Here is a 24,001-nt window from a genome sequence, read left to right as displayed (position 1 = left end):
CGACGAGAAGGCTGGGGCTGCGCTCCGTCACCTTCGGCAGCGCCTCGCCTGCCGCTCGTACGGGACGTACTTCCGTGCCGGTCCCGGTGACATGGCCGCGTGCCCCGCGCTCGCCCGCGCCGCGCTGCTCTTCGGAGCCCCGCGGAGCCGGGCCGGGCCTCAGGGCCACCAGGCAGTGCCAACTCCCCGCAGCAGCAGGGACTCCCCGCAGCAGCAAGGACAAGGACATGAACATCACCTCGGCCGACAGACTCCTGTTCATCGGCGACTCCATCACCGACGCGGGCCGCGACCGCTCCGACGGCACCTCGCTCGGCGACGGCTACGTCGAGCGGATCGCGCGAGCCCTGCGCGCCCGGGCGGGTGCCGCCCCCGCCGCCGTCATCAACCAGGGCCTCAACGGCAACCGCGTGTACGACCTCGAAGCCCGCTGGGCCACCGACGTCCTCGCGCAGCGGCCCACCGTCGTCACCGTCAAGATCGGCATCAACGACACCTGGCGGCGCTACGACCGGGGACTGGCCAGCCCCGTCGTCCAGTTCGAGGCGTGCCTCGACCGCCTCCTGGCGTACACCGCGCAGAAGCTCGCCGCCCGGCTCGTCGTCGTCACGCCCTTCCTGCTCCCGGTCACCTCGCACCAGGAGCGCTGGCGCGAGGACCTGGCGCCCCGCACCGAAGCGGTCCTGCGCGCGGCGTGTGCCAACGGGGCGGAGGTGGTGCGCGCGGACCTCGTCATGGCCCGCGCGGCCGAGCGGCACGGGGCGGCGGCGCTGGCCCCGGACGGGGTCCATCCGAGCGCCCTCGGGCATGACCTGCTCGCCGACGCGTGGCTCACCGCCCTGCTGCCCGCGGCCGACCGCCCCGCCCCGGCGTGAGCCCACCGGCCGCGGCACACTGCCCCATACGGGGCATCCCGACAGGCGCGACCGCCGGTCCCGGGAGAGCGTGGTGCCATGCGTGCCCTCCCCGCAGCCCCCGCGCACCGCGTCCCCGGCGCCGTACGCGTCGTGCTGTGCTGGGTGCCGGGCACGGCCGCCGTCGGGCTGCTGCTGGCGTGCGCGGCGGGCATCGAGCCCGCCGCGTCCCAGGCCTCGGCAGGGGACGTCAGGGCCTCCACGCCGACGGTCGTCTCCGGGCGCCGTTCCGTGATGCCCGCCGCCGCCGTGCCCGCGCGCCGAGCGGCCACGGCGTTCCGGGCGGCGCGCCCGCGCATCGTGCCGCGTGAGGCCTGGCTGGCCCCGGGCGCCCCCGCGCCGCCGCCCGCCCGCTACGCCGGACGGGTCGAGGCGCTCTTCGTCCACCACACCGACTCCCCGAACCGCTACTCCTGCGCCGACGCGCCGCGCATCATCCGCTCCCTGCACGCGGGTCAGGCGGGCAGCCGGAAGTGGGACGACATCGGCTACAACTTCCTGGTGGACCGCTGCGGCACGCTGTACGAGGGGCGCGCGGGCGGCGCCGAGCGGCCGGTCGTGGGCGCGCACACGCAAGGGTTCAACCAGGGCTCGGCGGGTGTCGCGGCGATCGGCACGTTCACCGCGGGGACGCCGGTGCCCCGAGCCATGGCCGACGCCATCGCGGCCCTGGCGGCCTGGAAGCTCGGCCTCGCGGGCCTCGATCCGCGCGGCTCGGTGCCGCTGGTCTCCAGCCACGACATGAGCCGGTTCCCCGCAGGCACCGACGCCGTCCTGCCCACGGTCGCGGGCCACACGGACGGCTACCCCACGCACTGCCCCGGCGCCGCGCTGACCGCCCGGCTGCCCGCCATCAGGGAGGCGGCGGCCCGGCTCCAGGGCCGCTAGCCGCGCGCCTCCGGTACCCGGGTGCTGCGGACTCCCGTGTCTGCGTGATGCGGGCCACCGTGAGCGCGGCGGTGCCGGGCGAGGTGCGGCCGGCGCCCGTCGGCGAGAATCACGCACATGGCAGCGCTGAACGAAATCCTCCCCGTGGCAGCCGTCCTCATCGACGTCCCGGCGGCCGACTGGCGCGAAGCGGTGCGGCGCGCCGGTGACTTGATGGTCGCGACCGGCGCCGCCACGGACACGTACACCGCCGAGATGATCAGGAACGTCGAGGAGAACGGGCCGTACATCGTCATCGCCCCGGGCCTCGCCTTCGCGCACGCCCGGCCCTCGCCGGCGGTCCTCGGCACCGGCATGTCGTGGGTGCGGCTCGTGGAGCCCGTGGAGTTCGGGCACGAGAGCAACGACCCCGTCGAACTGGTCGTCGGCCTCGCCGCGCAGGACACGTCCGCACACACCGCGGCGATGGGCGCGCTCGCCCGGCTGCTCGTGGACCCGGACACCGCGCGCGCCCTGCGCGAGGCGCCCACGCCCCAGGCCGTGCACGCCCTCCTGTCCGGCGAACCCCAGGACGCACACCCGCGGCGGACGGCGGTACGCCAAGCCGACGGCCCGCACAAGATCCTGACCGTGTGCGGCAACGGCGTCGGCACCAGCCTGTTCCTCAAACAGACCCTCGAAGGCGTCCTGGACCGCTGGGGGTGGAGCGGGTACGTCACCGTCGAGGCGACGGACACCATCTCGGCCAAGGGCAAGGCGAACGAGGCCGTCGCCATCCTCACCTCGCGGGAGATCGCCCGGACGCTCGGCGACGTGGGCGTCCCGGTGAAGGTCGTCGAGGACTTCACCAGCGCGGCCGAGGCGGACCGCGTCCTGCGCGACACCTACGACGTCTGACGGCCCGGGCAAGGAGGGAGAACCACCATGGACTGGCTCGTGTCGACCGCCGAGTTCCTCGTCAACGAAGTCCTCAGCCAACCCGCGTATCTCATCGGCCTCATCACCGCCGCCGGACTGATCGCGCTGAAGAAGTCCGCCGGGCAGATCGTCGGCGGCGCCATCAAGGCGACGCTCGGCTTCCTGCTGATCGGGGCGGGTGCCACCCTCGTCGTCGGCGCCCTGGCCCCGCTCGGCGAGATGATCCAGGGCGCCACCGGAGCGCACGGCGTGATCCCCACCAACGAGGCGATCGTCGGCATCGCCCAGGAGCAGTACGGTGCCCGCGTCGCCTGGCTCATGATCCTCGGCTTCGCGGTCAGCCTGCTCCTGGCCCGCTTCACACCTTTGCGGTACGTCTTCCTGACCGGCCACCACATGCTGTTCATGGCGACCCTGCTGACCGTGGTGCTCGCCATCTCGGGGCAGACGTCCTGGGTCGTGGTCGTCGTCGGCGGCGTCCTGCTCGGCATCCTCCTGGTGGCGATGCCGGCCTTCGCGCACCCCTGGACGAAGCGCGTGACCGGCAACGACAGTGTGGCCATCGGCCACTTCGGAACGGCCGGCTACATCGCGGCGGGCGTGACGGGCCGGCTCGTGGGGCGCCGCAGCCGCTCCACCGAGGAGATGAACCTCCCCGAAGGGCTGCGGTTCCTGCGCGACTCCATGGTGGCGACCGCCCTGTCCATGGTGCTGATCCACGTCATCGTGTCGCTCGTCTTCCTCGCCAAGGCGGGCAAGGAGACCGCGTTCAAGGCGTTCGGTGAGAACGGCGCGGCGGGCGCGAGCGGTGTCGGCGACTACGTCATGCACTCCGTGATGCAGGGCCTCCAGTTCGGCATCGCCGTTGCCGTGATCCTCTTCGGCGTCCGCACGATCCTCGGCGAACTCGTCCCCGCCTTCCAGGGCATCGCGCGCAAACTGGTGCCCGGGGCGGTGCCCTCGCTCGACGCGCCGATCGTCTTCCCCTACGCGCAGAACGCCGTCCTCGTCGGCTTCGTCTCCAGCTTCCTCGGCGGTCTCGTCAGCCTCGGCCTGCTCGCCTGGATCTTCCACCCCGCCTTCGGGCTCGCCCTCGTCCTGCCCGGCCTCGTCCCGCACTTCTTCACCGGCGGCGCGGCCGGCGTCTACGGCAACGCGACCGGCGGCCGCCGCGGCGCGGCCCTCGGCGCCTTCGTCAACGGCGTCCTCATCACCTTCCTGCCCGCGCTGCTCCTGAAGGTCCTCGGCGCCTTCGGCGAGGAGAACACCACGTTCGGCGACGCGGACTTCGGCTGGTTCGGCACGCTCATCGGCTACGCGGCCAAGGCGGGCGAGGCCGGTGGCGTCGTCCTGATGCTGCTGATCGGCGCCGCCGTCCTGCTCGGCGCGATCGTCGTCCAGAAGCGGGTCGTGGAGACGGGCTGGGACCCGGGCGCCCACCGCGACGCCCTGCTCCCGCCCACCGGGGCCCCGGACACCGCGGGCGGAACCACGACCGGCACTCCGGTGGCGTACGGCAAGATCGCCCCGCCGCGCGGCGCACCGAAGCCACCTCCACCGCCGGAGAGGGAAGGAGGGGCCTGACGGCGGAGCCCGGGCGGAAAAAACCGGTGGGACTCCGCCCGCCCGCCTGCCATGATCCCGATCATGGACAGTGCCGTACATGACCTGCGCGCGCGGTACGCCGCGTATCGATGGACCCCCGCGACGAGCGGAGCGTCGGGCGCCGAGGTGCACCGCCTCACCGACCCGGGCGGTGCCGGACCCGATCTGTACGTCAAGGTGGCCGCCGCCACGACCGGGGGCTCGCCCTCCGACCTGGTGGGAGAGGCCGACCGCCTGCTCTGGCTCACCGGACGGGGCATCCCGGTGCCCCGCGTCGTCGAGCGGGGCACCGACGGGAACGCGGCATGGCTGGTGACGGAGGCGGTGCCGGGCACACCGGCCGCCGCGCGCTGCCCCGAGAACCGGCGTGCCGCCGTGGCCGAGGCGCTCGCCGACCTCACCGCCGCCCTGCACGAACTGCCCGCCGCCGACTGCCCCTTCGACCGCAGCCTGGCCGTGACGGAGGCGCAGGCCGCCCGCTCCCTCCACGAGGGCCTCGTGGATCTGGACGACATCGACGAGGAGCGCGCCGGCTGGTCCGGGCAGCAGCTCCTGGACGCCCTGCGCCGCACCCGCCCCACCACGGAGGACCTGGTGGTCACCCACGGCGACCTCACCCCGGAGAACGTGCTGATCGACCCGGAGACCTGCCGGGTCACCGGGGTGATCGACGTGGTCCGCCTCGGCCGCGCGGACCGGCACGCCGATCTCGCCGTCATCCTGCGGGAGTTGGCGAGCGACGAAGACCCGTGGTTCGGCCCGGCGTACGCCGAGCGCTTCGTGGAGCGGTACGTCGAGCGGACCGCCGGAAAGGCGACCGTCGACGAGGACCGGCTGGCGTACTACCGGCTGCTCGACGAGTTCTTCTGACCGACTAGCAGTGCCGGTACACGTGTCCCGCCTCGCCCGCGGGGCGGACATCGCGGTCGCGCAGGGTCACCGACAGCTCCTTGCCCCAGGAGCGGCAGGCGGCGTCGTAGTCCTTCGTCTCGTACTCGATGTCGAAGACCCTCCCGTCGTACGCCTCTTGGAAGGCCCGGCACTCCTTGTAGCGGGCGCACTCCTCCGTCACGGCGAAGTCGAAGCCGATGGCGCGGTGGCGGTCCAGCAGGTCGGTGGTGTTCTTCTGGGCGATGGCCAGGCCCTCGTCGTGGGACCGACGGGCCAGGAGGCGGGCGAAGGCCGCCGCGTCGTCGGCCGTGAGCAGGCCGTCGGAGCGTTCGTAGGAGTCGAGATTGTCGGGCTCCACCGCGTCGAAGCCGTCCCGCGCACAGCCCTCGATCCACGCGCCGACCACATCGGCGAGCGCGGCACGCTTCTTCTTCGTGGAGATGTCGAGCAGGGGCTCCTGCCAGTCCTCGTCGACGACCGCCCGCCCGTCCTCGTCGCGCAGCAGCAGGTCGGGGTGTTCGCGCTGCCACCAGCGTGCCGCCTCCTTGCCGGGCTGGGCCTGGAAGGCGTTGACGTAACAGATGTTGTAGCGGCCCCGGGCGGGTTCGGCGGTGCGGTCGCGGGAGACGGCTCGTACCTTCGCCGGGGGCCGGTAGGGGCCGCCCAGTTGGTAGTCGAAGGCCGCGTCGGCGGGCGGCCGGCGGACGGCGTCGCCGGACGCGGCGGAGCGGTCCGTGGCGGTGCCGGACCGGTCCCGCTCCGGTGTGCCCGACGAGCAGGCGGCGAGAGGCCCGAGGACGGCGAGGAGCAGGACGGCGCCGACACCGGCTCGTAGGGTCCGCATGGAGCGGTTCTTGCTGGTGGGCCACTTGGTTCCGGTCACCGGACAAGGATCGCAGCAGCGCGCGGCCGACCCGCGGGCGGGCCGGTCCGTCGAGCGTGAGGTGCGGCGTCCGGTGGTCCTGCCGTCGTCACGTCGGTCAGGGCAGGTTCAGCACCTCGGCCGTCCGCGCGGCCATGCCGGCCTCCCCGGCGGCGTTCGGGTGCACGGGCACGAAGTTCGTACCAAACAGCACGGGTTCGATCCACCGCTCGCCCGCGGGACGGCAGGCGTCGTGCGCGTCGGAGACGGCCGCCATGTCGACGAACGTCGTACCGGTCTCGGACGCGGCGCGTCGCGCGGCCCCGTTCAGGCGGGTCTGGAGATCGCGGAGGTAGGGGACATCGCCTTCCGCGATGGGCATCTTGGCGAAGCAGCCGGGTACGGCCTTCGCGGGGGCGATCCACGGGTAGCCGAGGATCGCGACCTTCGCCCGCGGCGATCTGGCCTTGATCCGGTCGAGGGAGGCCTTGATCGCCGGGTAGGTCTTGGTCTCGATCTGGTCCTTGAAGGTGGTGCCGTACGTGTCCTCGCAGGGGCTGCCCTTGCCGCCGGAGAGGAGGCCGGAGCTGCCGCAGGCGAGGATCGCGTTGATGAACGTGTTGTTGTCGTTGCCGCCGATGGTGAGCGTGACCAGGTCCGTGTCGCTCTTCAGCGCGTCGAACTGCGGGGCGACGCCCGGGTACTGCGCCGTGGTGAAGTCCTTGGTCCGGGCTCCGCCGCAGGTCACGTCCGTCAGCTTCGCGCCGAGGGAGGCGGCGAGGAGGTGCGGGTAGTTCTTCGAGGTGCGGGCGCACAGGAGCGGTGCCCCGGGATCGAGGGGCAGGACGCCCGACCCGGCGCTGTAGCTGTCGCCGAGCGCGACGTAACGCAGGGGGTCCGGGGCGTCGGCGGCGGCCGGGCCGGCGCCGAGGCCGAGCGCGGCGATTCCGGTGACGGCGGCGAGGGCGGCGACGGTCCGATGCTGTGCGGGTATCCGCATGGACGAACTCCTCCGGGCAGGTGGGGGGTTGGGCTCCCAGGGCTCGGGCAACCTAGTGCACGTTTCAACCGCCCACTATGTGCGGGAGTGCGTATCGCGGGGCGGCCCTTTGGCATCCGTGTGACAAAGGGGGCGAGGAGAGGGCCAGTGGCTTCGGAGGCCGGGAGATGCCCGATGTGCCTGGGGGAAGGACCGCGCGTTTGGCAGACTCCCTGACCATGAGCAGAAGTGAGACGGCTGTCCATGGCAGCGGAGTCGGTGCCTACGTGACGTTCGGGCTGCTGGCCGCGTGGGCGTTGCACGACGCGGAGGAAGTGGCCCTGGTGCCGGGCTGGGCCCCTGCCCGGGTGCCCGGGCTGCGCGAGCGGTTCCCCGGCGTACCGGAGCGCATATGGCGGCGGTTGGAGTCCGTCGACCGGCGTGAGTTCACGGCCGCGGTCGCCGCGATGGGCGTCGTGGTCGCCGCGGCGGCCGCCGACGGGCACCGTACCGGCGGGCGCTCCGCCTTCTACCAGAGCGCGCTCAACGGCTTCGGGCTGCACGGCGTGGTGCACCTGGCCCAGGCGGCCGTCGTACGCGCGTACACACCGGGCTCCGTCACCTCTCCGTTGGTGGTGATCCCCTTCACCCTCTGGGCCCGCGGCAGGCTACGGGCCGCAGGCGTCTTGCGTCCCACCCGCCCCCGTGACGCCGTGCAGGGCCTGGCGCTCGCCGGGGCGGCCACCGTCGGGGCCCACATGCTGTCGCGGCGGCTGGTCGGCAAGGGGCGGACGGTGTCCTGACCCCGGTGTCGGCGGGCCACGTGCTGGGCCGGCCGTGCTTGGGTGGGGCGTGGGAATCTGCACCGGCGTGCACCGCTGCACGGCCGCCTCCTGCTGGGCCCGTCGTACGTCTACGGGGGAACTCCCGGCCGGAGTTCCCCCGTACTACCCTTGCTGGCCCGCCCCGCGCCGCCCCGGCTCCCGCGCGATCGTCCAGGAGGGTTGGTGACTCAGCTTGACGATGTCGTCCGTCTGGTCCGTGACGTGTTCGGCCCGGACGACACCATCGGCGTCTATCTGCACGGCTCGGCCGTCCTCGGCGGTCTGCGTCCGTACAGCGACCTCGACGTGTTCGTCCTCGTCCGACGGCGCACGACCGCCGCGCGGCGCCGGGCCCTGACCGACGCCCTGCTCGCCGTCTCCGGGAGCGGCGGCCCCGGGGGAACCCGACGGCCGGTCGAGGTGACCGTCGCCGTCCAGAGCGACATCCGCCCCTGGACGTACCCGCCCCGCCACGAGTTCCAGTACGGCGAGTGGCTGCGCGAGGCGTACCAGCGCGGGCAGACACCCGGGCCCGGGCCGAGCCCCGACCTGGCGCTGCTGGTCACCATGGTGCTGCGCGGGCGGACGCCGCTGGTGGGTCCGGAGCCGGGCCAGGTGCTCGACCCGGTGCCGTTCGATGACGTCATCCGCGCGATGGCCGCCGGTGTCCCCGACCTGCTCGCCGAGCTGGACACCGACACCCGCAACGTCCTCCTGACCCTGGCCCGCGTCTGGGTGACGCTGGCCACGGGCGACATCAAGCCCAAGGACAGCGCCGCAGCCTGGGCGCTCGACCGGCTTCCCGAACGGCACCGCCCGGTCCTGGCGCACGCCCGTGCCGTCCACCTCGGCGAGGAGCACGAGTGCTGGGGCCCACTCTCCCCGCAGGTGAAGCCACACGCCGAGTACGTCATGCGGGAGATCGAACGGCTGCTCCCGCGCGACTGAAACGCCGTACGAGCCGTACACGGAAGGGGAGTTGGCCGAACGCGCGGCTCTCGAACCATTGACATCCCGGGCGCCCGCGGTGAAGCTCCATGACGTCCGTGTTAACGCTAACAAGAGCGTCGGCACGGGGCGCGTCACGCACACCTGAGGGAGCCATCCATGTCAGGTCGTCGTCACCCGGGGCCGGCCACACCGCCCGCCGCCCCCGCCCGCCGCACCCTCCTCCTCGCCGCCGCGACCGCCGTCACGACCGGTGCCCTCGCCACCGCCTGCGGCACCGCCGAGGGACGACCCCCCGGCGAGGTCGCCGTGCTCGGCGACAGCGCGGCGTGGGAGAAGCCGATGGCCGCCGCGGGCACGGCCATGAAGACGGTGGCGGCACTGCGCATGGTCCCCGAGGTCAACCCGTCACTGGAGTCGTTCGAACAGGTCGTGAAGTCCTCGCTGCGCACCAGCAAGACGCCGGACATGCTCAAGTACTGGTCCGGCTACCGCCTGCGCGACCTCGCCCGGACCGGCGGCATCGAGGACCTGACCCGGCAGTGGGACCGCGCCGTCGCCAAGGGCTGGGTCGACGCCTCCTTGCGCGAGGCCTTCACCTACCGGCGGCGCGTCTACGGCCTGCCGATGAACCTCGCGTACTGGGTGTTCTTCTACAACCCCGAGGTCTTCCGCGAGCACCGCCTGAAGGCCCCGGAGAGCTGGGACGACTTCCTCGCCGCCTGTACGCGTCTGCAGCGGGGCGGCGTCACCCCGCTGCACGGCACGGCCGACGGCCGCTGGCCCGCCTTCATCTGGTTCCAGGAGATCCTCAGCCGCCAGGACCCCACGTTCTACGACGACTTGATGAACGGCCGCGAGCGGTACACCGACCCCCGCGCCGAACGCGCCCTGCGCACCCTCCAGTCGTTCTTCGACAAGGACTGGTTCACACCCATGGACATGAACCACCCCGACGCGGCCGCCGCCATGCTGCACGGCGACATCGGCATGGTGCCCTGTGGTACCTGGCTCGGCTCCACGCTGGCGGCGGCGGGCGGCAGGCCGGGCGAGAACCTCGCCGCGTTCGTCCTCCCGATGGCGGACCCGAAGGCGCGGCCCAGCGTCATCTTCGAGTCCAGCGCCCTCGTCGCCACCGTCAAGGGACCCGACCGCGCGGAGGCGTTGCGGGCCACCCGCACCTGGCTGCACCCCGCCGTCATGAAGGCCTTCTCGCACGCACTCCAGGACGGCTGCCCCAACCCGCGGGTGGCGGCCGCCAACCCCGTCATCGGCTCCCTCGCCGAGAAGGTCCGCGGCGACAAGCTGTGGCTGCTCAACCGCTTCTGGGAGCAGGGCCCGCCCGAACTCGTCGAGGCGACCGTCGACGACCTCGCCGGCTTCCTCCTGAACCCCTCCTCGGCCCGCGAGACGCTGCGCACCATGCAGGGCCGCGCCGACGAGGCGTGGCGCGTGTGGCGGGAGGCGGAGAAGACATGACCGGGACCGCCGCCCCCGCCTCCGGACACGGCACCGTACGGTCGGACCGCGTACGCCGCCGGATGCCGGTCCGCCGCAAGGCGCCTGTGCGCAGCCCCCATCAGGCCGCGCAAGCGGGCGGCGGCAGGCTCGGCGGCCCCCTCGCCGCCCTGCCCTGGGCGCTGCCCGCCTTCGCCTTCGTCGGTGTCCTGCTGGTCTACCCGTTCCTCCGCAGCGTCTACGGCAGCTTCTTCGAGGACAACGGCTTCACCAGCCGCTTCACCGGTCTGGACAACTACGCGCGCCTCGCCGACGACCCGATCTTCGGCAGGTCGCTGCTCAACACCCTCATGTGGGTGGCCGGCACGCTGCTCCTGCCCGTCCTCGCCGGACTGCTCCTCGCCGTCACCACCCACCGGATGCGCTTCGGCGGCATCGTGCAGCTCGTCATCGTGCTGCCGTTCGCGATCTCGTCGACGGCCACCGCCGTGCTGTGGAACTTCATGCTGACCTCGGACGGCACCGTCAACCAAGTGCTGCGCGGCATCGGCCTCGACGGCTGGACACGGACCTGGCTCCTGGAGTGGCCGCAGAACACCCTCTCGATGATCGTCGCCAGTACGTGGCAGGCGACCGGCCTGAACGTCGTCCTCTTCGCGATCGGCCTGCGCGCCATCCCCCGGGAGACCGTCGAGGCGGCCGCGCTGGACGGGGCGAGCGGCTGGCGGATGTTCCGGCACATCACGCTGCCCCAACTGCGCGCCGTGACGGTCGTCGTGGTCGGCATGGCCATCGTGAACAGCCTCAAGGCGTTCGACATGATCTGGATTCTCACCAAGGGCGGCCCGTCCCGCTCCTCGGAGACCCTCGCCCTGAGCATGTACCGGGAGGCGTTCCGCCTCTTCCACGTGGGCTACGGCTCGGCGATCGCGCTGGTCCTCACGGTGATCGTCGTCGCCTCGTCCTGGATGTACCTGCGCCGCCAGATGCCCGGCACCGACACCGACAGCGGCGCCGGCACCGGCACGGTCAAGGGCTGAGAGGGGGAGGAGCGTGATGGGACGCCTGACGCGCAACGTCCTCGTCGCCGGATGCGTGGTGCTCTGGCTGATCCCGCTGTACCTGCTGGTCGTCAACGCCCTGACGCCGGCCACCGAGTACGCGGGCAGGCCCGGCTGGACCGTCCAGGGCTTCGCTCTGGGGGAGAACCTCAGGACCGCCTGGGACGTGGCCGGCATCGGCGACAGCTTCCAGGCCTCGCTGCTCTACTCCGTGGTCTGCGGCCTCGCCGCGGTCCTGGTGGCGGCCATGGCGGCCTTCGCCGTCGTCGTACTGCCGATCCCGCGGCCCGCGTTCTGGTTCTGGCTGATCTACTCCGGCACGCTCTTCCCCCTCCAGATCTTCCTCGCCCCGCTCTTCGGCCTCTACGCGGACGCCGGACTGTACGACACCAGGATCGGCCTGATGCTCGTGTACACGGCCTGGGCGGTGCCCTTCGCGTTCTTCCTGATCCGCAACCAGATGGCCACCATGCCGCCCGAGCTGACGGAAGCGGCGCTGCTCGACGGTGCCTCCTTCCGGCGCGTCTTCTGGCACGTCCACGTCCCGCTGATGCGGGCGGGACTCGGCGCGGCCTTCATCTTCCAGTTCACGGCCGTCTGGAACGACCTGCTGCTCGGCATCACCCTCAGCCGCAGCCCCGACGTCCAGCCGGTCATGGCGGCCCTGACCACCCTCAACAACGCCTACGCCTCCACCGGCCCGCCCGTCGTCCTCGTGGGCGCGCTCATCGTCTCGGCGCCGACCCTCGCCCTCTTCCTGGTGTTCCGCGGCCTGTTCCTGCGCGGCGTCACCGCCTCCGCCCGCTGACCCGACCACCCACCGCCCCCGGGAGCGATCCGCATGACGACACGGGCTCTGGTCCGCACCACCGACTGGGACAACGACCGGATACGCGACAGCCTGCGCTCCGGCGTGGTGAGCGCCGAGGGAACCCTGGCGGACGGCAGCACGTTGAAGCTCACCGAGGAGCCCTTGTTGCGCCACGCCGACGACGGCACCCTCCTCCAATCCCTCCGCGTCGAACCCGCCAACGGCTCGGCGGTGCCGGCCGAATTGAGCGTCCGCACGGAATCCGGCGCCACCCCGCGTGTCGAGCGCGTCGCCGGGCCGGGCCGGTCCGTGCGGCTCCTGCTGCCCGCCGTCGACACGGCGACCCGCGTCACCGTCGGCCTAGTGGACGGGCGGGACGGCATCGACGTACGACTGACCCCGCAGCGCCGCTGGACCCTGCACCTCATCCACCACTCCCACCTCGACATCGGCTACACCGACCCGCAGGGCGAGGTGCTGGCCGAGCACCTGTCCTTCCTCGACTCCTGCCTGGAACTGACCCGCGCCACCGACGACTGGCCCGAGCGGTCCCGGTTCCGCTGGTGCGTCGAGTCGCTGTGGTCCTTCCGGCAGTGGGCGAAGGCCCGCCCGGCCGAGCAGGTGGCGGAGTTCGTGCGCCGGGTCCGCGAGGGGCGCATCGAGCTGACCGCGATGCCGTTCAACCTGCACACCGAGACGTGCTCCACGGACGAACTGCACGAACTCCTGCGCCTCGCCCGCGAGGTGCGCGACGAGTACGGCGTCGACATCACCTCCGCCATGCAGACCGACGTGCCGGGCGCGGTCGTCGGGCTCGTCGACGCGCTCGCCGCGGCAGGCGTCACGTACCTCTCGGTGGCGCACAACTGGGCCGGGCGCTCCGTGCCCCACCTCGTCGGCGGCGAGAAGCTGCCCCGCCTCTTCCGCTGGCGCGCGCCCAGCGGCAACAGCGTCCTGGTGTGGGTCACCGACACCCCGCACGGCCTCGCCTACATGGAAGGCCCCCTGCTCGGCTTCGACACGAGCTACGCGGACGTCGACGACCTGCTGCCCGCCTACCTGACCTCCCTCGCCACGAACCCCTACCCCTACCGGGGCGGCATCTTCGGCTGGGCGATGGACCACACCGAGATCAAGCGCGAACCGTACCCCTGGGACATCCTCCACCTGCGCGTGCAGGGCAAGTTCGGCGACAACGCGCCGCCGCGCCGCGTCATCGCCGACACCGTCCGCCGCTGGAACGACACCTGGGCCCACCCCCAACTGCGGCTCTCCCGCAACGAGGACTTCTTCACCGACGCCGAGGCGCGGCTCGGCGACGACATCCGCACCTTCGAGGGCGACTGGACCGACTGGTGGGTCGACGGCGTCGGGTCGGGCGCGCGCCCGCTCTCCCTCGCCAGGACCGCCCAGTCCGTGGTCGCCGACGCCCAGACCACCGGCACGTTCGCCGCCCTCCTCGGCGCCACGGGGGCCGAGGACGACAGCGCGGACGCCGCCGGGGTCTACGAGGCGGTGTCGCTCTTCGACGAGCACACCTGGGGCGCCGGCGACCCGTGGACCCACGGCGACGAAGGCGGCCACTCGGGCGAGCAGCAGTGGCACTGGAAGTACGGCCAGGCGCTGCGCGCCCACGACGACGGCAACGCCCTCCTCGCCCGCGCGAGCGCCCGCCTCGGGCAGCGCCTCACCGCCCCGCCGGAGGCCACCGCCTCGTACCACGTCGTCAACACCTGCTCGTGGCCGCGCACCGACGTCGTCCGCGTCTTCCTGCCGGAGAGCACCGTGTCGCTCCAGTCCCCGGTGACCGTGCGCGACGCCCGCGACGGCCGCCGCCTCACCCACGAGGAACGGCCGCAGACGAACGACGACCACCGCGACGCCGGACGCTTCCTGCTCGTCCGCGTCGACGACGTGCCGCCCGTCGGCTCGGTGCGCCTGGACATCACCGCCGACGGGCCGGACCGCGGCGATCGGGACGCGGACGGCACGACGGTGCAGGCCGCCACCGGCTGGAACCCGACCGGCGGGACCGAACGCGAGGACCCCGCCGAGAGCGCCGCCGCGGCTTTCGCCCACCCCGCCCCGACCCTCCTGGAGAACGAACACCTCACCGTCCGCGTCGACCTCGCCCACGCCTGCGTCGCCTCGATCACCGACAAGGCGACCGGCCGCGAACTCGTCCGCCAGGACGCTTTCGTGGGCTTCAACGCCTACCTCCACGACAGCTACACCACGGCCGGGGCCTTCAACCACAACTCCAGCCGTACGACCGCCTCGGACCGGCTCGAGCACCTCGGCGCCCGCGCGGTCGCCCCGCCCGCCGCGCTGATCGCCCGCCGCTCCACGGCCACCGGTGAGTCCCTCACGTACGAGACCCGCCCGGTGGGCGCCAACCGGCTGCGCACCACGCTCACCCTGCCGCACGGCGTGGCCCGCCTCGACATCGAGAACCGCCTCGACAAGGACGCCACGCTCGGCAAGGAGAGCGCCTACTTCGCCTTCCCGTTCGCCTTCGACGACCCGACCGTGCGCATGGAGGCCTCCGGCGGCGTCACCGGCAGCGGCCTGCCCGTGGTGCCGGGCTCCGCGCTGCACATGCGGGCGGTGCGGCGCTGGGTGACGCTCCACGACGGCGCTCTCGCGGTGGCCTGGTCCACGCAGGACGCGCCGCTCGTGCAGTTCGGCACCATCGCCCTGCCGTACGCGCCGTTCCCGAAGACCATGGACCACGACGAGCCCGCCACCGTCTACTCCTGGATTCACAACAACCTCTGGGACACCAACTTCCCGAGCGCCCAGGGCTTCGCGTTCACCTACCGCTACAGCCTGGCCCGCGGCTCCACCCCGGACGGCCTCGGTCCGCACACGGCCGCCGCCTGGAGCCGCCCCCTGCGCGCCGTCCGAGCCAGGGGGTCTCGGACGGCGCGCCCTCCCACCACGCCTTCGCCGCCGTCGGCGACCCGCGTGTCCGCCTCGTCGGCGCCACCACGCCCCGGCCGGGCCACGTCCTGCTGCGGCTCCAGTCGTTCGCCGAGGAGCCGCTGTCCTGCCCGGTCCGCGTCCACTTCCCGGCGGCCGCCGCGCACCGCGCGGACTACCTCGGCACGGCGGGTGCCCGACTGCCGCTGGAGGACGGGCAGGTGCGCGTCGACCTGCCCGCCCTCGGAACGGCCGCCCTGCTTCTCGTACGCCCCTGAAGGCCTCCCCAGGTGTTCCCGGACGCCCGCACGAAGGAGAACGTGTGTACCGGCTCGACCCGCGCTACGCCCCGGCCCCGGGCGCCGTCCTCGCCACCGGCTGGCGGGCCGTCGCCGCCCTGCTGGCCCACGGCCCCGCCACCGTCGCGGTGGACGGCCCGCCGACGGTCGACTGGGACCGCCTCGCCAGCCGCCTGACCGAGGAACTGGCCGCGCTCGGCACGCCCGCGCGGACCCTGGACCTGCGCGCCCACCACGCCCCGCCCGACACCGTGCGCAGCCGCACCGACACCACCGACGACCCCTACTACGCGAGGCTCGCCGACAACCCCCTGCGGGACCTCTTCGACGACCTGCCCGATCCGACGCCGCCCGCGGCCGAGGAACTGCTGCTCGTGCACGGGCCCGGCGCGTCCCTCCTCCCGCACGACCTGCTCTGGTACGCCGACCTGCCCAAACGCCACGCCGAAGCCGCGGTGGCCGCGGGCACCGGACGCAACCTCGGACTGCCGCACGCACGAGGTGACTTGAGGCGGCTGTTCTACATCGACTGGCCCGTCCTCGACCGGCACCGCGACGCCCTCGCCCCCCGCCTCGACGGCTGGCTCGACGTCCAGGACCCCGAACACCCCACCTACATCGAGGGCGACGGCCTGCGCGCCACCCTCGCGGCGCTGGCCCGGCGCCCGGTCCGCACCCGCCCGTACTTCAACTCCACGCCCTGGGGCGGCCATTGGGCCCAACGCGCACTCGGCTTCGACCGCGCGGCCCGCAACACCGCCCTCGGCTACGAACTCATCGCCCCCGAAGCCGGCGTCCTCATCGGCACCCACCCGGGACAGCAGGCGGAGATCCCCTTCCAACTGCTGTGCGTCCTGCACCCCGAGGCGATGCTCGGCCCCCAGGTCAGCGCCCGCTTCGGCACGTCCTTCCCGATCCGCTTCGACTATCTCGACACCGTGGACGGCGGCAACCTCTCGGTGCACTGCCACCCCAAAGAGGCATACATGCGGGAGCGGTTCGGCTGGCCCTACACCCAGCACGAGACGTACTACCTGACCCTGGCCCGCCCCGGCGCGCGCGTCTTCCTGGGCCTGCGCGAGGACGCCGACCTGGACCTCTTCCGCAAGGAGATCGAGGAGGCCGCGCACGACGGCGTGCCGATGGACCCCGAGGACCACGTGATGACCTTCCCCGCCGCACCGGGCCGCCTCTTCATGATCCCGGCGGGCACCCCGCACGCCTCCGGCACCGGAAGCGTCGTCCTGGAGATCAGCGCCACCCCCTACCTCTACTCCCTGCGCTTCTACGACTGGCTGCGCCCGGACGCGAACGGCGAGCCCCGCCCGCTCCCGTACGAACACGGTCTCGCCAACCTGGAGACCGAGCGGCGCGGCGCGGCCGTCGGACGCGATCTCGTCCAGGAGCCGCGCACCCTGCGCCGGGGCGCGGGCTGGCGCGAGGAACTGCTCGGCGCCCTGGAGGAGATGTTCTACGAGGTGCGGCGCCACGTCCTCGACGCCGGCGCGGTGGCCGACGACGACACGGCGGGCCGCTTCCACGTCCTGAACGTGGTGGAGGGCGAGGGCGTCCTGGTGCGCACGGCGGCGGGGGAGCGGCACACCCTGTCGTTCGCCGAGACGCTGACGGTGCCCGCCGCCGTCGGCCGCTACCAGCTGGCGGCGATCGGGGAACGCCCCGTCAAGGTCGTCAAGGCCCTGGTCCGGCCCGACTCCTGCGGCGGTGACGCATGAGACCCGCCCCGGGACCCGCCCTGAGACCCGTCCTGGAGATCGGCGGTACGCATGTGACGGCCGCCCTCGCCGACGCGCACACCGCGACCGTCGCCCGCAGCGTGCGGCGGCCCCTCGACGCCCGGGGCACCGCCGAACACATCCTCGGCGCGGTGGTCCGCTGCGCCGGAGACCTGGAGGCGGCACCCGGAGAGGTCTGGGGCGTGGCGGTGCCGGGCCCCTTCGACCACGACAAGGGCATCGCCCGCTTCGAAGGCGTCGGCAAGTTCGACGACCTGTACGGCATCGACGTGCGGTCCGTGCTCCTGGACGGCGTGTGGCCGCGCCCGGCGGAGACGGTGTTCCTGAACGACGCCCACGCCTTCCTCCTCGGCGAATGGCACGCGGGCGCCGCGCGCGGACACCACCGCTGCGTCGGCATCACCCTGGGGACGGGCGTCGGTTCCGCCTTCGCGGTCGACGGCGACGTACGGCGGACGGGGCCGGGCGTGCCGCCGCAGGGCCGCGTCGACCTGCTCAGGGTCGGCGGCAGACCGCTGGAGGACTCGGTGTCGCGCCGCGCGATCCTGGCACGTTACGGCGGTGACGCGCCGGGTGGGCCGGACGGTGCTCCGGACGGCTCCCTGGACGGCGCTGTGGACGTGCGGGAGATCGCAGGCCGGGCGCGGGCGGGGGAGCGGCGCGCGCGCCTGGTCTTCGACGAGACCTTCATGTTCCTCGGCGCCGTCCTCGCCCCCTGCCTGCGTGCCTTCGACGCGACGGTCCTCGTCGTCGGCGGCGCCATGGCGGCCTCATGGGACCTGATCCGCCCGGCCCTGCGCGCCGGACTCGGGGACACACCGGTCGCGCTGCGCGCCGGCGCGCTCGGCGAGAACGCGGCGCTGATCGGGGCGGCGGCGTACGTGACCTGAGACGGTGGGCACGAAGGCGTGACGGACACGCCGAACACGGCGGGATCGGTGGGGTGTTGGACGGAACGGAACGGTACAGAAAGGGCGGCCAGCCCACCCTGCGGGACGTCGCCGAACGCGCGGGCGTCAGCGCGATGACCGCGTCCCGGGTCCTGCGTGACGATCCGCAGGTGCTGCCCGCCACGCGCGAGCGGGTCCGGGCCGCGGCGACCGCGCTCGGCTACCGCCCCAACGCGGCGGCCCGCAGCCTCCGGCTCGGCCGGGGCTCGGGCCTGGTCGGGCTCGTCGTCACCAACCTCGCCAACCCCTTCTACTCACGGCTGGCCCTCGGCGTCGACTCCGTCGTCGTCCAGGACGGACTGAAGACGGTCATCGGCAACACCGGGCAGGACCCGGACGCCGAACGGGAACTGGTGGCCGACCTCGTGGCCCGCCGCGTCGACGGGATCATCGCCGTGCCCGCGGGGGCCGACCAGCGTCACCTGGCCGCGGCGGTGGCCGAAGGGGTGCCGGTGGTCCTCGCCAGCCGCCCGCCCGAAGGCTTCGCCGCCGACTGCGTTCTGGTCGACGACTTCGGCGGCGCCCATGACGCCACGGCCCGCCTCGTGGAGCGGGGGCACCGCCGGATCGGCTTCCTCGGCTCGCCGCCCGCCGTACACACCGGCATCGAACGGCTGCGCGGTTACGCGGCAGCCCTGTCCGCGGCGGGGCTCGCCGTCGACGACCGCCTCGTGCGCCAGGGCCAGACGGAACCCCACGAGGCCACGCGCGCCGCCACCGACCTGCTCGCGCTGCCCGACCCGCCGACCGCGCTGTTCTGCTCCAACAACCGCAACACGATAGGGGCGTTCCGCGCCATCCGCGCCCTGCGGTCCTGCGGCGGCGCCGATGTCGCCCTCGCGGGCTTCGACGACTTCGAACTGGCCGACGCGCTGGGGATGCCCCTCACCCTCGTCGCCTACGACAGCGACGAACTCGGCCGTGCCGCCGCCCGGCTCCTCGCGACCCGCCTGCACACCGCCGAACCCGGCGCGGCCACCAGCAGGCGCCCAGGGCCACCGCCTCGGCAGATCGTGGTGCCGACGAGCCTGGTGGAGTACGGGGGGTAGCGGTAGCCCGCGGGCCGGGGGAGCGGCAGAACTCCGGAAGTCTCGGCGCGGGGCGGAACCGCCCATGGCGCCCGTACGTTGAGCGGGGCGGGTCGCGTCTCGCGTGGCCGCCGAGCGGATGGCCGTCGAGGAGATGGCCGCCGAGCAGATGGCCGCCGGTCACCGCACCGAGCGGTGGGGGGCGCGGACGAGGGGACGGAGGGCACGCGTGTCGCAGCAGAGCCGTGCCGCGCGCCTGGCCGCCTCCGCGCTCTCCCTCGTCGTCACCGTCCTCGCCCTCTTCGCGCCGTCCGCCGCGACGGCGTACGGCACGCCTGCCCCCGAGCCGCTCACCCACCACACGGTGGCGGCTCACGCGGGCAAGCAGACCGGGCCCGAGGACGTTCCCGCCCTGCGCGTCGCCGCGCACCGCCTCGACACCCACCTCCCGGCGCCGCACCCGGCGGGGGCCGCGCGCACGGCCCCCGACCCGGCGCCGCACCGCGCCACGGGTGGCCCGGCCACGCACCCGACCGCCCTCCGCATACGGGCACATCAGGCGGCCGACCTCGCCGCCCCCAGGGCCCCGCCCCACCGATGAGCAAGCAGACCGTCCCCGACGCGTGACCCGGCGCTGACCGCGCCGCCCGGTCACGTGTCCTTCCGCCCTGCCCTCATCGTGGAGAACCCATGTCCCGTGCGCCCAACTCCGGTGCGCCCCAGCCGCGTAAGCCCGTCTCCCGCGCGCCCCTGTGGCGGGCCGTCGTCGCGTTGTGCGTCGTCGCCCTCTCGCTCTACGTCGCCCTCACCCAGACCGCCCGCCTCGGCCTCGACCTGCGGGGCGGCACTCACATCGTCCTGGAGACCAAGGACTCGCCCACCGTCACAGCCGACGCCGCGTCCACCGACCGTGCCCTGGAGGTGCTGAGGCAGCGCGTCGACGCGCTCGGTGTCGCCGAACCCGGCATCGCCCGCTCCGGCGAGAAGCGGATCATCGTCGAACTCCCCGGCGTTCAGGACCCCCGCAAGGCCGCCGACGTCATCGGCCGCACCGCCCAGCTGACGGTCCACCCGGTGACCGGGGAGCGCCCCGAACCGGGCGGGATGAAGCCCGCGGCCGACGGCTCGCGCACCCTGCCCGACCCCGACCGGCCGGGGAACCACCTCGTCCTCGGCCCCACCGTGCTCTCCGGGGCGGGCGTCAAGGACGCCGAGGCGCGCCTCGACCAGCAGACCCTGGCGGGCTGGACCGTCTCGCTCGACTTCCGCGACAAGGCCGGCGACGCCTGGGCGCGCGTGACCGGCAAGGCGGCGTGCGCACCCCAGGGAGCACCCGAGCGGCGCGTCGCCGTCACCCTCGACGACAAGATCATCTCGGCGCCCGGCGTCAACCCCGACGTGCGGTGCGATGTCGGCATCACCGGCGGCGAGACCCAGATCACCGGGGGATTCGGCCAGGCCGAGGCCCGGAACCTCGCCGCGCTCATCAAGGGCGGCGCCCTGCCGGTGCCCGTCGACATCGTCGAGCAGCGGACCATCGGCCCCACCTTGGGCGCCGACGCCATCGCCGCGAGCACCGAGGCCGCCCTCATCGGCATCGCCCTGACCGCGCTGTTCATCACCGTCGTCTACCGCCTCCTCGGCGCCCTCGCGGCCCTCGCCCTCGCCCTCTACGGACTCATCTCCTACGCCGCTCTGGTCGCGCTCGGCGCGACGCTGACCCTGCCCGGCCTCGCCGGCTTCGTCCTGGCCATCGGCATGGCCGTCGACGCCAACGTCCTCGTCTTCGAACGGGCGCGGGAGGAGTACCTCGGGCGTCCCGGCGGCCGCTCCACGGACCTGGCCAAACCGGTGCGCACCGGGTTCGCCAAGGCGTGGAGCGCGGTGATCGACTCGAACGTGACGACACTGCTCGCCGCCGGACTGCTGTTCTTCTTCGCCACCGGGCCCGTCAAGGGCTTCGGCGTCACCTTGTGTGTCGGTGTCCTCGCGTCCATGGTCACGGCGCTCGTCATCACCCGGGTCCTCGCCGACTTCGCCGTCGCCCGCCCCTTCGTGCGCCGGCGCCCCGCCCTGACCGGCATCGCCTCAACGGGCCGCGTCCGCACCTGGCTGGCCCGTCGCGACCCGGACCTGGTGCGGCACCGCCGCCGCCGGCTCGGTGCCAGTGCGCTGATGGTCGCCGTGGCCGTCGCGGGCATCGTCCTGCGCGGGCTCGACTTCGGCGTCGAGTTCACCGGTGGCCGTCTCGTCGAGTACAGCACCAGCAGGTCCGTCGACGCCGACACGGCCCGCGACGCGGTGTCGGACGCCGGGTTCCCGCGTGCCGTGGTGCAGGAGTCGGGCGACGGCGACATCACCGTACGCACGGAACGGCTCACCGACGACGAACAGCGGCGCATCATGCGGGCGTTGGAGGAACCGGGCGGCAAGGTCACCGTCGAGCGCGACGAACTGATCGGCCCGAGCCTCGGGGCCGAGCTGCGGCAGAAGGCCCTGATCGCCCTCGGCATCGCCGTCGCCGCCCAGCTGGTCTACCTGAGCGTGCGCTTCCGCTGGACGCTCGCGGCGGCGGCCGTGTCGGCCATGGTCCACGACGTGCTGCTGGTGGTGGGCCTCTTCGCCTGGCTGGGCAAGCCGATCGACAGCGTCTTCCTCGCGGCGGTCCTCACCGTGATCGGCTACTCGGTCAACGACACGGTCGTCGTCTTCGACCGCGTACGCGAGGGCCGGCGCCGTGACCCGCGTGCGGACCTGGCGGCCGTCGCCAACCGGGCTGTCGTGCAGACGCTGCCGCGCACGGTGAACACGGGGATGGGCGCGCTGTTCATCCTGAGCGCGCTCTTCGTGCTCGGGGGTGACTCCCTCGCGGACTTCTCCCTGGCGCTGATCGCCGGGGTGGTGGTCGGCATGGCCTCGACGGTCTTCACGGCCGTCCCCATCGCCGTCGCTCTGGAGCGGCGCAACCCGGCGCCGCCGCCGTCCGGCCGGGTGGAGCGCGGGGCCGAAGCGGCTGATGCGTACAGCCCGTTGGAGGCGCGCAGGAGGAAGGAGCGGGGGACGGGCGCGGTCGTCTGAGACGGTCGCGCGGGCGGCCTGGCGAGACGTTGTCGGGCCGCCCGCGCGCGGCCGACGCTGCCAGGCCCCCATGACGCGCGGAGGCGCGGAGACCGGCCCGGCGTCGCGGGCTACCGCCCCGCCGCGCCGTCCAACGCGGGGGCGATCACCGCGAAGGCCTCGTCGAGCAGCGCGGCCGGGTCCTCGGCGCCGTCGCTGTCGCACCACCGGCGCAGCACGGCGTCGAAGGCGGTCAGCGCCATACCGGCCGCCAGCCCCGGATACAGCTCGGTCTCGGGGGCGAGCCCGAGACGCTGCCCCAACTGCGTGGTCAAACCGTTGCGCCAGTGCGCCTGCCGTTCCAGGAAGCGCGCGTGCAGGGCGGGGGTGCGCAGGATCAGCCGCACGACGCGCAGCGCCCTCTCGGAGTCGACGGCGCAGGCGTGCAGAGGGATACGGACGGCGTGCAGCAGCGCCTGCGAAGTGGGCTCGTCACCCGGGCGCTCCGCCAGTTCCGCACGCATGTCCGAGCCCATGTCGACCAGGAACTGGACGACCACGTCCTCCTTGGACGCGAAGTACCGGAAGAACGTGCGCCGGGAGACACCGGCCGCGGCCACGATCTCGTCGATGGTGACTCCGTCGTACCCCTTCACCGCCAGCAACTGCAGCGCGGATTCGGTCAGTTCGTCGGAGACGAGGCGACGCTTGCGCTCGGCCATGCTCACTTCGGGGCGACTCATCTCAGGTCACTCGCTTCTGGACGGCTCACTGTGGGACAGCTCACTTCCGGGGGCCGGTTCACCTCATCATCGTACACGCCATGCCTTGCGTGACACTCAGAGGCGCATTGACACTGAGTGTCACGCGGTGCACGATGTGCCGCATGACGCAGCAGCACTGGACCATTGATCAAGTCCCGGACCAGACCGGGCGGTTGTTCGTCGTCACCGGGGCCGCCAGCGGTCTCGGCCTGGCGACCACCCGTGGGCTCGCCCGCCGCGGCGGGCGGGTGATCCTCGCCGTGCGCGACGAGGAGAAGGGCCGCCGGGCCGTCGCGGCGATCACCGCCGAACACCCCGACGCGCAGCTGGAGGTGCGCCACCTGGACCTGGCCGACCTCGACTCGGTCGGCGTCTTCGCCGCACGTATGCGCGCCGACCACGACCGGGTGGACGTCCTGGTCAACAACGCGGGGGTGCTGGCGCCGCCCCGCACGCTGAGCGCGCAGGGCCACGAGCTGCAGCTCGCCGTGAACCACCTCGGGCACTTCGCGCTCACGGCGGCACTGCTCGGCCTGCTGGGCGCGGGCCGCGAGCCGCGCGTGGTGACGGTGAGTTCGGTCAACCACCGGCAAGGGCGCCTCTTCTTCGACGACCCGCATGGCGAGCGCGGCTACAAACCCATGGCCTACTACAACCAGTCGAAGCTCGCCAACGCCGTCTTCGGACACGAACTCCACCTGCGCCTGACCGAGGCGAAGAGCCCGATCCGCAGCGTGCTCGCCCACCCCGGCTACACGGCCACGAACCTGCAGCTCCACGGCCCCACCGGCCTGTGGCGCTTCCTGCTGGGCCGCGTCGGCAACCCGCTGTTCGCCCAGCGCCCGGCCGACGGCGCCCGGCCGCAGCTGTACGCGGCCACCGACCCGAGCGTGCGCGGCGGCGAGTTCATCGGGCCCGGTGGCCCGGCCGAACTGCGGGGCGCGCCGAAGCGGGTGGCGCTGTCGGCCACGGCGACCGATGCCGGGACCGGCCAGAGGCTGTGGGACCTGTCGGAACAACTGACCGGAGTGCGCTACGAGTTCCCGGCCTCGGTCTGAGGCCGCTCCC

The 24,001-nt window shown here is 73.3% G+C and carries 19 protein-coding genes and 1 pseudogene; 17 read left to right on the top strand and 3 right to left on the bottom strand.

From position 1 onward, the window contains the following. The first annotated feature begins 227 nt into the window (after positions 1-227). The 5 genes from J2N69_RS01570 (at position 228) to J2N69_RS01550 (ending at position 5,195) form a co-directional block, all read left to right on the top strand. Positions 228-875, top strand: a complete 648-nt coding sequence (locus J2N69_RS01570; protein WP_230899072.1) for an SGNH/GDSL hydrolase family protein — start codon at positions 228-230, stop codon at positions 873-875. A gap of 78 nt (positions 876-953) precedes the next feature. Beyond that, positions 954-1,802: an N-acetylmuramoyl-L-alanine amidase gene (locus tag J2N69_RS01565; protein WP_230899071.1), complete on the top strand. Its 849-nt coding sequence runs from the start codon at positions 954-956 to the stop codon at positions 1,800-1,802. Positions 1,803-1,919: 117 nt separating this feature from the next. Next, complete coding sequence (locus J2N69_RS01560) at positions 1,920-2,699, top strand: PTS sugar transporter subunit IIAB (RefSeq protein ID WP_230899070.1); 780 nt, start codon at positions 1,920-1,922, stop codon at positions 2,697-2,699. A gap of 27 nt (positions 2,700-2,726) precedes the next feature. Continuing rightward, entirely contained in the window at positions 2,727-4,304 is a 1,578-nt protein-coding gene (locus tag J2N69_RS01555) for a PTS ascorbate transporter subunit IIC (RefSeq protein WP_230899069.1), read from the top strand. A gap of 63 nt (positions 4,305-4,367) precedes the next feature. After that, entirely contained in the window at positions 4,368-5,195 is an 828-nt protein-coding gene (locus J2N69_RS01550) for an APH(3') family aminoglycoside O-phosphotransferase (RefSeq protein ID WP_230899068.1), read from the top strand. Positions 5,196-5,199: 4 nt separating this feature from the next. Here J2N69_RS01550 and J2N69_RS01545 read toward each other — a convergent pair whose 3' ends face one another. Continuing rightward, the gene (locus J2N69_RS01545; RefSeq protein WP_230904534.1) at positions 5,200-6,060 is read right to left on the bottom strand and encodes an endo alpha-1,4 polygalactosaminidase; all 861 of its coding nucleotides are present in this window, start codon (positions 6,058-6,060) and stop codon (positions 5,200-5,202) included. A gap of 136 nt (positions 6,061-6,196) precedes the next feature. Beyond that, a complete protein-coding gene (locus tag J2N69_RS01540) occupies positions 6,197-7,078 on the bottom strand; it encodes an SGNH/GDSL hydrolase family protein (RefSeq protein WP_230899067.1) in 882 nt (293 codons plus the stop codon). A 218-nt stretch (positions 7,079-7,296) separates the two neighbouring features. Here J2N69_RS01540 and J2N69_RS01535 point away from each other — a divergent pair, with 218 nt between their 5' ends. The 11 genes and pseudogenes from J2N69_RS01535 (at position 7,297) to secD (ending at position 22,190) form a co-directional block, all read left to right on the top strand. Further along, on the top strand, positions 7,297-7,860 hold the full coding sequence (locus J2N69_RS01535; protein WP_230899066.1) for an HXXEE domain-containing protein: 564 nt from the start codon (positions 7,297-7,299) through the stop codon (positions 7,858-7,860). 201 nt (positions 7,861-8,061) lie between these two features. After that, complete coding sequence (locus J2N69_RS01530; RefSeq protein ID WP_230899065.1) at positions 8,062-8,829, top strand: aminoglycoside adenylyltransferase family protein; 768 nt, start codon at positions 8,062-8,064, stop codon at positions 8,827-8,829. Positions 8,830-8,988: 159 nt separating this feature from the next. Beyond that, positions 8,989-10,308, top strand: a complete 1,320-nt coding sequence (locus tag J2N69_RS01525; protein WP_230899064.1) for an ABC transporter substrate-binding protein — start codon at positions 8,989-8,991, stop codon at positions 10,306-10,308. Positions 10,309-10,370: 62 nt separating this feature from the next. Next, positions 10,371-11,327, top strand: a complete 957-nt coding sequence (locus tag J2N69_RS01520; protein WP_408056870.1) for a carbohydrate ABC transporter permease — start codon at positions 10,371-10,373, stop codon at positions 11,325-11,327. A 16-nt stretch (positions 11,328-11,343) separates the two neighbouring features. Further along, positions 11,344-12,156: a carbohydrate ABC transporter permease gene (locus J2N69_RS01515; protein WP_230899062.1), complete on the top strand. Its 813-nt coding sequence runs from the start codon at positions 11,344-11,346 to the stop codon at positions 12,154-12,156. Between the two features lie 33 nt (positions 12,157-12,189). Continuing rightward, positions 12,190-13,407 (top strand): annotated as a pseudogene (locus J2N69_RS36615) (glycoside hydrolase family 38 N-terminal domain-containing protein); the annotation flags it as partial. A gap of 1,996 nt (positions 13,408-15,403) precedes the next feature. Continuing rightward, positions 15,404-17,113, top strand: a complete 1,710-nt coding sequence (locus J2N69_RS01505) for a class I mannose-6-phosphate isomerase (RefSeq protein ID WP_230899061.1) — start codon at positions 15,404-15,406, stop codon at positions 17,111-17,113. Positions 17,114-17,133: 20 nt separating this feature from the next. Then, positions 17,134-18,024: an ROK family protein gene (locus tag J2N69_RS01500; protein WP_230904533.1), complete on the top strand. Its 891-nt coding sequence runs from the start codon at positions 17,134-17,136 to the stop codon at positions 18,022-18,024. A 134-nt stretch (positions 18,025-18,158) separates the two neighbouring features. After that, positions 18,159-19,133 carry a LacI family DNA-binding transcriptional regulator gene (locus J2N69_RS01495; protein ID WP_230904532.1) on the top strand — a complete coding sequence of 325 codons (975 nt, stop codon included), beginning with the start codon at positions 18,159-18,161 and terminating at the stop codon, positions 19,131-19,133. Between the two features lie 103 nt (positions 19,134-19,236). After that, entirely contained in the window at positions 19,237-19,713 is a 477-nt protein-coding gene (locus J2N69_RS01490) for a hypothetical protein (protein WP_230899060.1), read from the top strand. Between the two features lie 89 nt (positions 19,714-19,802). Further along, entirely contained in the window at positions 19,803-22,190 is a 2,388-nt protein-coding gene (secD, locus tag J2N69_RS01485; RefSeq protein WP_230899059.1) for a protein translocase subunit SecD, read from the top strand. A gap of 110 nt (positions 22,191-22,300) precedes the next feature. On the opposite strand, the gene J2N69_RS01480 is transcribed toward secD, so the two are convergent. Continuing rightward, positions 22,301-22,912 carry an acyl-CoA-like ligand-binding transcription factor gene (locus tag J2N69_RS01480; RefSeq protein ID WP_230899058.1) on the bottom strand — a complete coding sequence of 204 codons (612 nt, stop codon included), beginning with the start codon at positions 22,910-22,912 and terminating at the stop codon, positions 22,301-22,303. A 143-nt stretch (positions 22,913-23,055) separates the two neighbouring features. Between J2N69_RS01480 and J2N69_RS01475 the strand changes: the two genes are divergently transcribed. Next, the gene (locus tag J2N69_RS01475; RefSeq protein WP_230899057.1) at positions 23,056-23,991 is read left to right on the top strand and encodes an oxidoreductase; all 936 of its coding nucleotides are present in this window, start codon (positions 23,056-23,058) and stop codon (positions 23,989-23,991) included. Positions 23,992-24,001: the final 10 nt, after the last annotated feature.

It is taken from the genome of Streptomyces huasconensis, from assembly GCF_021028635.1.
GTDB lineage: Bacteria > Actinomycetota > Actinomycetes > Streptomycetales > Streptomycetaceae > Streptomyces > Streptomyces huasconensis.
The sequence above is the reverse complement of the archived record's forward strand: the minus strand, read 5'-3'. Positions and strand labels throughout refer to the sequence as shown.